The organism is Stenotrophomonas sp. K-6 (genome assembly GCF_056861555.1).
The window spans coordinates 167,905-180,757 of the sequence record NZ_JBSPUC010000002.1; the positions used below are offsets into that span (position 1 = coordinate 167,905).

Genomic DNA, 12,853 nt, shown 5'->3' on the forward strand with positions numbered 1-12,853 from the left:
ATATTGCGACGCGTCATGTAAACGGTTACAGCCCCTGCTAGCTTTGGCCCACCCCGATCGCGGGGTGGTTCCAGATCAGGAGCACGTTGATGGGGCTGCATGCTGACCGTTCGACTGTTGTGCACCGGCCGCGCCGCGTCCTGGCTGCCACCCTGCTCGCCTCCGCCCTCGCGCTGAGCCTGTCCGCGGCTGCCCAGAGCCTGCCGCCGCGCAGCCAATGGCAGGCCAGCAGCTCCTCGCAGCAGGTCCCGGCGATGGCGGTCAGCCACCTCATCGATGGCGATGCGAAGACGGTGACCGGCGGCGCGTTCAGCCCCGGCCACTGGTTCCAGGTGGACCTGGGCACGCCGAGCACGCTCAGCGGCGCGCAGATCACCTGGGATGTGTCCAATCCCGAGGGCTACAGCCTGCAGACCTCGCTGGACGGGCAGCAGTGGCAGCCGGCCTACACCATGCGCGATTCGCTCGGCGGTATCGAGACGCTCTACTTCGCCCCGCGCCCGGCGCGCTACCTGCGCCTGGCGAGCCCGGCGCGCACCTCGGACTGGGGGGTATCGATCTTCGAACTGGAGCCATTGGACAGCACCACTACTGCGCGCGTAGCCGGCGTGGATGCAGCCCAAGCCGCGGCGCTCTGGCAAGGCGGCAGCGCGGTCACGCTTCCGCGTGGCAAGGACGGCACCCACATGCTTGAGATCACGCTGCCCCGTGCCGTGACCACCACCGGGTTGGCCGTAGACTGGACAGGCGCGCATGGCGCTGCTCGGCTGCAGGCACGCGATGCGCAGGGGCGCTGGGTGGACCTTGCGCGCGACCCGCAGGCCGGTACACGGCAACAGAGTTGGCTGGCTGGCAACGCCGCCGTGACCGCCACAGCGCTGCGGCTCACCGTGGAGGGTGATGCGGCACAGGTTGACCGCCTGCGCCTGCTCGGCCCGAACGCCGTGATGACGCCAATGAAGCGCTATCAGATCGCCGCCAGTGGCGCGCAACGCGCGTTGTTTCCGGCCTCGCTGCACATGCAGCAGACCTACTGGACCGCGGTCGGCATCCACGCCGGCCGGCAGAAATCGATCTTCGACGAATACGGCAACCTCGAGGCCTTCAAGGGCGCGCCGCTGGTGCAGCCGATCTGGCGCAACGCAGACGGTGTTGCCACAGGCGCCGCAGACCAGCCAGTGCAGCACGCACTGCGCAACGACTGGAAGCCGATGCCCTCGGCCACCTGGTCGCCGCAACCCGACCTTGAACTCCAGAGCGAGGCGTTTGCGGTCGAGCTCGGTGGCCAGCCGGTGACCTTCGTGCGTCACCGCCTGCGCAACACCGGCAGCGCGCCCATCGACGGTACCTTGACCCTGGCAGTGCGGCCGATGCAGATGAATCCGCCGTGGCAGAACGGAGGCCTGTCACCGATCCGCGAGGTCGCCATCGAGGGGCAGCGCGTGCGCATCAACGGTCGCACCCTGCTGCAGTCGCTGACGCCGGTGGATGCTGCCGGTGCGGCACCGTTCGGCCCGGACGGCAGCACCGAGATCACCGCGGCGATCGCTGGCGGCACGTTGCCTGCGGCGATGCAGGCAAGCGACCCCGAGGGTCTCGCCTCCGCCGCACTGGCCTACCGCATCCAGCTCGCGCCGGGTGCCACCCGCTCGGTGGTGGTCGCCTTCCCGCTCGGCACCGCGGCAACAGCCAAAGACGGCTCCCTGCCGGATGCGCCCGCGCTGGATCTGTCCGGCACACCCCGTGCACCCGATGCCGCCTACGACGCGCTGGCCAAACGTGCATCGGACGACTGGCAGACGCGCCTGGGCCAGGTCGGGCTGCGTCTGCCTGATCCCTCTCTCGTGGACATGCTGCGCGCGCAGGCCGCCTACATGCTGATCAACCAGACCGGCCCGGCGATGCAGCCCGGCCCGCGCAACTACAACCGGTCCTTCATCCGCGACGGCATGGCTACCTCGGCGGTACTGCTGCGCATGGGCGAATCCAAGGTCGCGCGCGACTACCTGGCCTGGTACAGCGAGCACGGCGTGCACGCCAACGGCCTGGTCTCGCCGATCCTCAACGACGACGGCAGCGTCAACACCGGCTTCGGCTCGGATATCGAATACGACAGCCAAGGCCAGTACATCAGTCTGGTCGCCGACGTCGCGCGGCTGGATGGCGGGCCGGAGTCGGTGCGCGCGTATCTGCCCAAGGTGAAGGCGGCAATGCGCTTCCTGCAGGAACTACGCGAGCGCACACTGGTGCCCGGCTACCTGGCCAGCCAGCCCGCGCCGGAGCGTTTCGCCGGCATCCTGGCACCATCGATCAGCCACGAGGGCTACCCGTCGCCCACGCACAGCTACTGGGACGACTACTGGGGCCTGAAGGGCTGGCATGACGGCGCATGGTTGGCCGAGTCGCTGGGCGATCACGAAACCGCTGCATGGGCGCGCGGGCAGTACACCGCCCTGCACGATGCGCTGGCCGCCTCGATCCGCGCCACGATGGCGTGGAAGGGCATCGACTTCATTCCCTCTTCGGCCGACCTCGGCGATGGCGACCCGACCGGCGTATCGATCGCACTGGACCCCACCGGCGCGCAGGATGTGCTGCCGGCCGAGGCACTGCGCACCACGTTCGCGCGCTATCTGGACGATGTCCGCAAGCGCAGCCGGCCGGACGCGCTCTATGCGTATACCCCGTACGAAATCCGCAATGTGCTGAGCTACGTACATCTGGACCAGCCCGAGGCGGCCGATGAACTGCTGCAGGGACTGCTGCATGACCGCCGCCCGCTGGAGTGGCAGGTGCTGGCCGAGGTCGTGCATTCGCGCTCGCGCTTCCCTCGCTATCTCGGCGACATGCCGCATACCTGGATCGGTGCGGAGTACGGGCGCACGCTGTTCGGGATGCTGATGCGCGAAGACGATGACGCGCTGTCGCTGCTGCCGGGTGCACCACCGTCATGGGTGGCCGGCGACGGGTTGGCGGTGGATCGCCTGCCGACCGCCTATGGGACCCTGGCGATGCAGGCAATGCAGCGCGATGGCACGCTGCAGGTCACACTGGGCAAGGGGCTGCGCAAGGACACCGCGGTACGCGTGTGGTGGCCAAGCCGCACGCGCCCATCCTCCGTGCGGATCGATGGGCGCAGCGTGCGTGATTACGATGCACGGGGCGTATTGATCAGCGCGCCGTTCCGCAGATTGGAGGCGACGTGGTGAGCGTCAGACACTCCCCTCGTGCTCATGCAGGGTGATCAGCGATTCCATCAGGTCTTCGTCCGCACTCGCGCACACGGCCAACAGCACCGCTTCCTCGCAGCCGGTATCGACGATGTAGGCGTGGCCCATCTGGCTGTCGATGTAGATGCCCTGCCCGGTTTCCAGCACCACCGGATCGTAGAACTCGGTGTGGACCTGGATGCGGCCTTCCAGCACGTGCACGTATTCCTCGCCCGGGTGGCGGACCAGGTCGCCGAATTCGGCAGTGGTCTTGGCGCGCACCTTGGTCAGGATCGGAATCATCCGCTTGCGCCGCAATTCGGTGCACAGATAGTAGTAGTCGTAGTTGTCGGTCTGGACCCGCAGCGCCTTGTCCAGCGAGCCGAGGCTGCGCCGGGCGGTGACCGGCTTGGGCGCGCTGTCGCTGTCCGGCTCGGAGAACAGCTCGGACATGCGCAGGTTCAGGCGCTGCGCCAGGTGCTGGAGCTTGTCGTAGGTCAAGGTCAAGCGGTCATGCTCGATCTTGGACAGCGTGGACAGGGGGATTTCGGTGTGCTCGCTCATTTCCTTGAGCGTCCAACCCTGGCGGGTGCGAAGACCGCGCAGCAGGGTTCCGAGCGTCGGGCTTTTGGGGCTCATCGACAGGACCTTTGGGCTATTGCTGGTGAAGTTGCGGATACGATACTACGTAGACATGAATGCCATCCTGATCAGGATGGTTTCTTGGCGCGTTTGTCTCTTATTGCGGTGCCCAGACCGCTGAAAACGTTCTCAACGAGCCGATAACCCCGTCTTCAGAGCGTACAAAGCGCCCTATTCACGCATGCTGGCGCAGCCCGTCGACGATCACGCGCATTTGACAATTCTCTAATCAGGAATATTGTTGTCTGATTGAGATGGTTTTAAGGGGATCGTCACATGCGTGTGTTATCAGGGCTTGTCGCGGTGTGTTGTGGACTGCTGGTTTCCTTCCATGCCAACGCACAGCGGCCGCCGGCCCCGCCGCAGGCGGCGACGCCACCCGCCACGGGGTCGGCTGACCGCTTGACGGCGGACGATGCCACCACCTGGCTGGATGGCTTCATGCCCTATGCGATCGCACGCGGGGACATCGCCGGTGCGGTGGTGACCGTCGTCAAGGACGGCCAGATCCTGGTCCGTCGCGGCTACGGCGTCTCCGATGTGGCCAAGCAGACGCCGGTGGATCCGGACCGCACCCTGTTCCGGATGGCCTCGGTCTCCAAGCTGATGACCTGGACCGCGGTGATGCAGCTGGTGGAAGCCGGCAAGCTGGATCTGGACGCGGACATCAACCAGTACCTGGATTTCAAGGTGCCCGAACGCGGCCTGCCGATCACGCTGCGCCAGCTGATGACGCACACCGGTGGCTTCGAGGCCAACATCAAGTACATGTGGACCAGCGAGGCGGTGGCCGAGGCCGGCGGCATCGAACTGGGGCCGTACCTCAAGCGCCGCGTGCCGGCGCAGATCTTCGCGCCGGGCACTGTGCCCGCGTACTCCAATTACGGCACCAGCCTGGCCGGCTACATCGTCGAGCGTGTGTCGGGCCAACCGTTCGCCGAGTACGTCGAGCAGCACATCTTCGTGCCGCTGCAGATGCAGCACGCCAGCTTCCGCCAGCCGCTGCCACCGGCGTTGCGTGCCCTGGTCACCCAGGGCTACGCACTGGGCTCGGGCAAGCCGCGGGCGTTCGAGGTCACCCCATCCGCCCCGGCCGGTGCGCTGTCGGCGACCGGCAGCGACATGGCGCGCTTCATGATCGCGCACCTGAGCGCGGCGGGCGGCCATGACACGGCCATCCTGAAAGCGGCGACCAGCCAGCTCATGCTGACCCCGCAGACGCGCTTCGCGCCGCCGCTCAACACCATGGCGCTCGGCTTCTATGAGATCGACGTCAATGGCCAGCGCGTGGTGTCCCACGCCGGTGACACCTACTCCTTCCACTCGCAGCTGTTCCTGTTCCGCGACCACGATGTCGGCCTGTTCGTTTCGCTCAACAGTGCCGGCGCCAATGGCATCACCGGCCCGATCCGGCGTGAGCTGCTGGAGAACTTTGCCGATCGCTATTTCCCGGCCGCTACTCCGGCCCCGGCCGTGGCCGCCGACGCCGCGCTGGCCAAGCAGCAGGCTCGCCTGCTGGCCGCACCGAGCTATCTCGATTCGCGCCGTGCCGAAACCGGCATCGGCCGCACCGGCATCCTCACCCAGACGCGCCTGGAAGCACTCGACGATGGCAGCCTGCGTCTACCGCGCCTGAAGCAGCCCAACGGGCAGCCGACCACCTTCAAGCCGATTGGACCGTGGCTGTGGCAGGCGAGCAACAGCGAACTGCGCCTGGCCGCCATCCTCAAGGATGGGAAGCCGGTCGGCTTCGCGGTGGATTCGTCCTCGCCGTTCAACGTATTCCTGGCCGCGGAAGGCTACCGCTCGGCGCTGTGGCTCAAGCCGTTGCTGACCGCGGCCGTGACCGTGCTGGCGTTGTCCGCACTGGCCTGGCCGATCGCGGCGTTCGTGCGGCGTCGTCATGGCCGTGTGCTCGGCTGGCCGCGCAGCACTCTGCTGGCCTATCGCCTGAGCCGCGCCGCCTGCTGGTTCCTGCTGCTGGTGCCTGCCGCGGCGCTGGCGGTGATGGCGTGGGCATCGGCGGATTTCGCCCGCCTCGATGACCGGCTCGACCCCACCATCATCGCGCTCGGCATCGCCTCGGTGATCGCCATTGTCGGCGGCATCGGCGCGACGGCCTGGAATCTGGTGCAGACCTTCCGCGCCGGGCGCGGCAGGCTCGCGCGCCTGTGGGCCGTGCTGCTGCTGATCGCCGCCTGCGTGCTCGCCTATGTGCTGGTCCTGATGGGCCTGGCCGACTTCGCACTCAACTACTGACCCGTAGCCCCACCACGGGGCTGGAGACATCCTGTGAAACTGACCCTGCAGATCGACTCGCTTGCGTTGCTGGCCCCGTTCCGGATCAGCGGCTACGTGTTCGAACACGCCCCGGTACTGCGCGTGGAACTGGAAGACGGCGGCCATCGCGGCCGTGGCGAAGCCAGCGGCGTGTACTACTTCGATGACACGCCCGAGCAGATGCTGGCCACGCTGGAACTGCTGCGTGCGCGGATCGAAGCCGGCATCACCCGCGCCGAGCTGCAGCAGCTGCTGCCGCGCGGTGGCGCGCGCAACGCGCTGGACTGCGCCCTGTGGGATCTGGAAGCCAGCCGCACCGGCAAGCACGCCTGGGCGCTGGCGGGCCTGTCACAGACACGGCCCTTGCTGACCACCTGGACGCTCGGCGCCGATGACCCGGCGACCATGCAATCGATCGCGATCGGGCGCTATGCACCGGCCAAGGCACTCAAGCTCAAGCTCAGTGGCGATCTGGATATCGATGTCGAACGCGTGCGCGCCGTGCGCAAGGTGCGCCCGGACGTCTGGATGGGTGTGGATGCCAACCAGGGCTACAGCGTGGATGTGCTCGATGCGCTGATTCCGGTGCTGCTGGAGAACGACATCCAGCTGCTGGAACAACCCTTGCCGCGCGGCCGCGAAGCCGAGCTCAAGGGCTTCGCACGACCGCTGCCGTTCGCCGCCGACGAGAGTGTGCAGGACGTTTCAGAGATCGACGCGCTGGCAGGCCTGTTCGACGTCATCAACATCAAGCTCGACAAGGCCGGCGGACTCACCGAAAGCCTGGCGATGGTCGGCAAGGCACGCTCGCTGGGCATGCAGGTGATGGTCGGCAACATGATCGGCAGCAGCTGGGCGATGGGCCCGGCCTTCATCGTGGGCCAGCATTGCGACGTGGTGGATCTGGATGGCCCGCTGTTCCTGAGCGACGACCGCGTCCCGGGCCTGCGCTATGACGACGGACTGGTGCACTGCGACGATGCCGTATGGGGCAAGGGAGTGCACGCATGAGCACGACATCGCATCGTCCGCGCGCGACCCAGTGGCGCACGTTGATCTCTGGCATGTTGCTGGCATCGACCGCAGCGTTCTCGCCGCTGCATGCGCAGGCGCCGACGCCCGCTGCTGCACCGGTCCCCGCGACCACCGAATCGCCTGACACCATCACGCCCGCGCCGGCACCGACCGGCACGCTGGATGCGGCGCGCGTGGACACCTTCCTCGATGGCCTGGTGCCGTACCTGATGGCGCAGGGCGATCTTGCCGGCGCCGTGGTTACCGTGGTCGAGAACGGCAAGGTCGTCACCGAGCGCGGCTTTGGCTTCTCCGATGTGGAAAAGCGCACACCGGTGGATCCCAAGACCACCCTGTTCCGCCCCGGCTCGATCTCCAAGCTGTTCGTCTGGACCGCGGTGATGCAGCTGGTCGAACAGGGCAAGCTGGACCTGGACACCGACATCAACACCTACCTGGACATCAAGGTCCCGGCCAAGGGTGAGCCGGTCACGCTGCGCCAGATCATGACCCACACCAGCGGTCTGGAAGAGCGCATGCGCTATCTGATCGTGCTGGGTCCGGACCATCCGGCCAACCGCGACAACTTCCTCAAGGACTGGGTGCCCAACCAGATCTCCGCGCCGGGCACCAAGCCGGCATACTCCAACTACGCCACCGGCATCGCCTCGTACATCGTCGAGCGCGTCAGCGGCCAGCGCTTCGAGGATTACGCCCGCCAGCACATCCTGCAGCCGCTGGACATGCAGTACGCCAGCTTCGAGCAGAAGCTGCCGGCCGAGCTGCTGCCGCATGCCGCCAAGGGCTATCTGCTGGGCTCGGGCAAAAGCTATCCGGCCGAGAAGAACACCGCGCCGGGCGTGGGCGGTCTGTACGCCTCCGGGTCGGCGATGTCACGTTTCATGATGGCCACGCTCAATCATGGCGAGCTTGATGGGCAGCGCATCATGCGCGCCGAGACCAACGCGCAGATGCTGACCCCGCAGGCGGCGATCCTGCCGCATCTGCCGCGCATGACGCTGGGCTGGATGGCCTCGGACACCGGCGGCTACGACACCCGCTCGCACGGCGGCACGATGCTGTTCTTCTACTCGTGGCTGTGGATGATCCCCGAACGCAACATCGGCGTGTTCGTCTCCACCAACAGCGTGGGGCGTGATGCGGCCGGCTCGGCCCTGCGCGCCCAGGTGTGGGAGCGCTTCGTGGAGAACTTCCTGCCGACGCTGCCGATCCAGGCAGCCGGCCCGGGCGTGGATGCCGCTGTCGCGCGCGAACATGCCGCAGCATTGGCCGGCGTGACCTGGCAGAGCACACGCCGTTCGGACAGTTCGTATCTGCGCATGCTCTCGCTGTTCGCGCCGACCCGCGTGCACCCGGAGGACGACGGCACGATCACCGTCGATGGCCAGAAGGGCCTGAACGGTCAACTGCTGCGCTGGCGCGAGGTGTCGCCGTGGTTGTGGCAGCAGGAGAACGGTCGCGGGCTGCTGGAAGTGAAGGTCGAGGATGGCCGGCCGGTGTACTTCTCCGGCGGTCCGTTCGCTTCGGTGTTCGGCTTCGAGCCGATTCCCGCGTGGCGTTCACCGGCGTGGCTGCGCCCTGCGCTGTTTGTCGCACTGGGGTTGCTGACGCTGTCGGCCGTGCTGCGCATCGGTGGCGTGTTCGTACGTCGTTACTACCGGGTCAGCGCACCGGCAGAAGGCCGCGGCCTGCGCCGGCTGCAGACGTTGTCGATCACCACGCAGCTGGGCACTGTGGTCGCCTGGGCGCTGTACGTGAAATCGATCGCGGGGCCGGGCGCGATCTCGTCCTACACCAACGGTCCATTGATCCTGGTGCAGGCGCTGTCGTGGCTGAGCGTGTTGGCAGCCGTGGCCCTGGTGTGGGTGGCGGTCCGCGCGCCGGCCAGCTGGCCCCGCGTGCGCCGCTACGGCGCCGGGGTCGTCGCACTGGCCGGCGTGGTGGTGGCGTTCGTCGCCATCACCCAGCGCCTGATCAGTACCGGCCTGCAGCTCTGACCGACGGACGCCCCGCCCGATGACGATTGATGCACCGCGCAAGGCCTGGTTCGGGCAACCGCCGGGCCTGACCATCCTGTTCCTCACCGAGATGTGGGAGAAGTTTTCCTACTACGGCATGCGCGCGCTGCTGGTCTATTACATGACCAAGCAGCTGCTGTTCTCGCAGGAACAGGCCTCCATGATCTATGGCCTGTACACCGCGCTGGCCTACCTGAGCCCGGTGTTCGGCGGCATGCTCGCCGATCGCTGGCTGGGCAAGCGGCGTGCGGTGATCCTGGGCGGGGCGATCATGGCGTTCGGCCATTTCCTGATGGCCTTCGATGCGCTGCTGTACCCGGCCCTGCTGGCGATCGTGCTGGGCAATGGCCTGTTCCTGCCGACCCTGCCCGGCCAGGTCGGCGATCTGTACCAGCGCGATGATCCGCGTCGTGGCTCGGCGTTCAACGTGTACTACGTGGGCATCAACCTCGGCGCGTTTCTCGCCCCGCTGATCTGCGGCACGCTGGGGGAGGTATACGGCTGGCATGTAGGTTTCTCCGCCGCCGGCATCGGCATGCTGCTGGGGCTGGTGATCTACATCAGCGGGCGCCGCCACCTGCCGCCGGACCCGCCGCGCAGCGAGCGGGCCACATTGCCTTTCTCGGCGCTCTGGCAACCGGCGTACCGCCCGCTGCTGCAGCTGATGGCGATGATTGCCGGGCTCATCGTGGTGTTCCGGCTGGCCTACGAGCAGATCGGCAACACCATCGCGATCTGGCTCGACACCGGCGTGGACCGCGTGCTCACTGCGGACTTCACGATTCCGATGACCTGGTTCTTCTCGCTCAATCCGCTGCTGGTGTTCTTGATCACCCCGCTGCTGGTGCGCCGCTGGACGCGGCAGGCGCGAGGCGGTCGTGAACCTGCGGCGCTGACCAAGATGGCGATCGGCGCCGCCGTGGTCGGCCTGTCGTTCGTGCTGGTGGCGATCCTCGGCGGCGAACCGTCGGCCAAGGTCGGCTGGCTGTGGGCCGCGCTGTTCTTTGCGATCTTCACCTTCGGCGAGCTGTTCATCCTGCCGGTGGGGTTGGGTCTGTTCGCGCGTCTGGCACCCGCAGGCTTCGGCGCGACGATCATCGCGTTCTGGTTCCTCGCGTCCTTCGGCGGCAACCTGCTGGCCGGCGCGGTCGGCATGCTGTGGTCAACGCTGTCCAGCACCGTGTTCTTCTCGCTGATGGGCGCGACCTGCATGCTCGTTGCGGTGCTGCTGCTGCAGCTGGAACGACGCGCGCGGCCGCTGTTGGGGGGCAATGGGACGCCCGCGCGCAACACGTAATCCCGGTCGTTTTTCTGCCTGACCCCGTTCCTGATTCCGGAGAGTCCGCCGCATGCGCAAGACGATGACACGTTCGATCCTGGCCACCACCGTTTCTCTGTGCTGCATGGGCCTTGCCGCCTCTGCCCTGGCCCAGGACGCCGATGCCGACACCGATGGCAACCGCAGCACCCCCGATGTGGTGGAGCTCGATCGCGTGGTGGCCACCGCACAGAAGCGCAGCGAGAACGTCATGGAGGTGGCGGCCGGCGTCAGCGTGATCAGCGAAGAGCGCCTTGAAGCCATTGGTGCGACCCGGCTCAACGACTTCGCCGCGTATGTGCCCGGTTTCCAGGTGGACAGCGGCGGCGCGCCCGGACAGACCACGATGGCCCTGCGCGGAGTCGCGCCTCTCGGGGGCGGCTCGATCATCGGTACCTACATCGATGACACGCCGATCGGCCCGAGCAGCAACAAACAGCGCGCGACCACCTACGCGTTGGACCTGCTGCCGTATGACATCCAGAGCGTGGAAGTGCTGCGCGGTCCACAGGGCACGCTGTACGGCGCCAGCTCGATGGGCGGGCTGTTCAAGTACATCACCAAGGCGGCCGATCCGGATGCGTTCGAGTTTCGCGCCGGTACGGATGTGAACGCCACGAAGGAGGCCGGCGATACCGGCATCGGCGTGCGTACTGCGTTCAACGTACCGCTCATTGAAGGCAAGCTGGCCATGCGCGCCAGCCTCTCGCGTCAGAGCACGCCCGGGTACGTCGACCAGCCCGACCTCATCGGCGAGGATGCCAAGGACAGCAACGGCTACTACCAGCTGGCCTCCCGCCTGGCGCTGACCTGGCGCATCAGCGACACCGCCAACCTGCGCGTGCAGGCGCTCTCGCAGATCGTGGATGCCGACAACTCCAGCGCGGTGGGGCTGACCTACCCCACGCTGGCGCCGATCCGCGGCCCGCTCGAAGGCATCCTGCAGCGCGCGACGCCGTACCGGATGGAAACGGATTACTACTCGGCGATTCTGGACTGGGACCTGGGCAGTGTGGATTTGGTCTCCGCCACCAGCTTCTCCGAAACCCGCATGGATGAAGTGCAGGACTCCTCGCTGGTCTATGGCGTGGCATGGCCGTATCTGACCCCCTACCCCGCCGGCCAGGCGCAGTTCGATGTCTTCCTCGGCACGCGCAAATGGACGCAGGAGTTCCGCCTGAGTTCCAAGGAAAGCGAGCGCGTCGAGTGGCTGCTCGGTACCTTCTTCACCGGCGAGAAGAACGCCAACCGCCAGCAGGTCAGTGCCTACGATGCAAATGGCATCCCGCTGCCGTTCAACCCCGGCACCGCGAGCTTGCCGGGCACCTACGACGAGCAGGCGATCTTCGCCGACGTAACGTATAAGTTCAGCCCCCGCTTCGATCTGTCCGCCGGTGTGCGGCATGCGCGCAACCAGCAGGACTTCGAGCAGCACAGCATCGGCCTGCTGTACGGTCCGCGGCCGATCGATCTGGCCGATTCCGCCGACGACAACGTGACGACGTGGAAGCTGGCCTCGCGCTGGCACCTCAACGACAGCTCGATGATCTACGCCCGTTACGCCACCGGCTACCGCCCGGGTGGTCCCAACGTATCGACCTCCGGCGTGGTGCCGATGACCAAGGCCGACACGCTGGACAACGTCGAACTCGGCTTCAAATCGCACTTCTGGGACCGCCGCGCGATGATCGATCTGGCGCTGTTCCGCATCGACTGGGACGACATCCAGGTGCGCGTGTCCGAGAACGGCCTGAGCTGGATGGGCAATGCCGGCAGCGCGCGCAGCCAGGGGGCGGAGCTGAGCATGATGGTGCGCCCAGCCGAGCGCCTGACCGTTGGCCTCAACGCGGCCTACATCGATTCGAAGATCGGGGATGTGCCGACGTCGAGCGGCCTGGTCGCAGGTGGCCGCATGCCCATGACGCCGCGCCTGAGCTGGTCGAGCACCATCGATTACGACTTCGACGTGAGCGACCAGTGGCAGGGCCGGGTCGGTGCGGGCTACCGGGTCACCGGCGAGCGCGTGGCTGGCGCCTATGAGATCGACAGCTACAACGCGTTGGACCTGCATGCCGAGCTGACCAACATGACGTGGACGGTCCGCCTGTATGCCCGCAATGCCACCGATGAGCGTGCTTATGTCTCCACCGGCTCCGTCCGCGACGCGCTCAACCGCTACGTGGCGGTGACCGGTGTGCCGCTGCAGCCGCGCACCATCGGCATGTTGATCGACTATCGGTACTGAAGCCGATGCCTCGCGCCCGGCGGCAGTTCTGTCGCCGGTTGCCAGTAGACAACGACTGAGCATTTATCCTATTTAGGTTGCATATTCTCTGATTAGGACTTATACA

7 protein-coding genes are annotated in these 12,853 nt (G+C 66.8%); 6 read left to right on the plus strand and 1 reads right to left on the minus strand.

Annotated elements, in window-relative coordinates:
* Window positions 1–89: 89 nt before the first annotated feature.
* Complete coding sequence (locus tag AC13F7_RS06140) at window positions 90–3,209, plus strand: galactose-binding domain-containing protein (protein WP_482999584.1); 3,120 nt, start codon at window positions 90–92, stop codon at window positions 3,207–3,209.
* Between the two features lie 3 nt (window positions 3,210–3,212).
* On the opposite strand, the gene AC13F7_RS06145 is transcribed toward AC13F7_RS06140, so the two are convergent.
* The gene (locus tag AC13F7_RS06145; RefSeq protein WP_481468332.1) at window positions 3,213–3,848 is read right to left on the minus strand and encodes a helix-turn-helix domain-containing protein; all 636 of its coding nucleotides are present in this window, start codon (window positions 3,846–3,848) and stop codon (window positions 3,213–3,215) included.
* Window positions 3,849–4,253: 405 nt separating this feature from the next.
* Between AC13F7_RS06145 and AC13F7_RS06150 the strand changes: the two genes are divergently transcribed.
* The 5 genes from AC13F7_RS06150 to AC13F7_RS06170 are packed head-to-tail and all read left to right on the plus strand — an operon-like array spanning window position 4,254 to window position 12,747.
* Entirely contained in the window at window positions 4,254–6,110 is a 1,857-nt protein-coding gene (locus tag AC13F7_RS06150) for a serine hydrolase domain-containing protein (protein WP_482999585.1), read from the plus strand.
* Window positions 6,111–6,143: 33 nt separating this feature from the next.
* Window positions 6,144–7,142, plus strand: coding sequence for a dipeptide epimerase (locus AC13F7_RS06155; RefSeq protein ID WP_482999586.1), 999 nt, complete (start codon window positions 6,144–6,146; stop codon window positions 7,140–7,142).
* Entirely contained in the window at window positions 7,139–9,163 is a 2,025-nt protein-coding gene (locus AC13F7_RS06160; RefSeq protein ID WP_482999587.1) for a serine hydrolase domain-containing protein, read from the plus strand. The genes AC13F7_RS06155 and AC13F7_RS06160 overlap by 4 nt, the downstream gene beginning before the upstream one ends.
* Before the next feature lie 19 nt (window positions 9,164–9,182).
* Window positions 9,183–10,481, plus strand: coding sequence for a peptide MFS transporter (locus AC13F7_RS06165; protein ID WP_481468338.1), 1,299 nt, complete (start codon window positions 9,183–9,185; stop codon window positions 10,479–10,481).
* Window positions 10,482–10,533: 52 nt separating this feature from the next.
* Window positions 10,534–12,747 (plus strand): TonB-dependent receptor, encoded by a 2,214-nt coding sequence (locus AC13F7_RS06170; protein WP_482999588.1) that lies wholly within the window; start codon window positions 10,534–10,536, stop codon window positions 12,745–12,747.
* The last annotated feature ends 106 nt before the right edge of the window (window positions 12,748–12,853 follow it).

Excerpts from the sequence above, each read along its gene's own strand:
- AC13F7_RS06140 (WP_482999584.1), top strand. The coding sequence starts at position 90 with ATGGGGCTGCATGCTGACCGTTCGACTGTTGTGCACCGGCCGCGCCGC.
- AC13F7_RS06145 (WP_481468332.1), bottom strand. The coding sequence starts at position 3,848 with ATGAGCCCCAAAAGCCCGACGCTCGGAACCCTGCTGCGCGGTCTTCGC.
- AC13F7_RS06160 (WP_482999587.1), top strand. The coding sequence starts at position 7,139 with ATGAGCACGACATCGCATCGTCCGCGCGCGACCCAGTGGCGCACGTTG.
- AC13F7_RS06165 (WP_481468338.1), top strand. The coding sequence starts at position 9,183 with ATGACGATTGATGCACCGCGCAAGGCCTGGTTCGGGCAACCGCCGGGC.
- AC13F7_RS06170 (WP_482999588.1), top strand. The coding sequence starts at position 10,534 with ATGCGCAAGACGATGACACGTTCGATCCTGGCCACCACCGTTTCTCTG.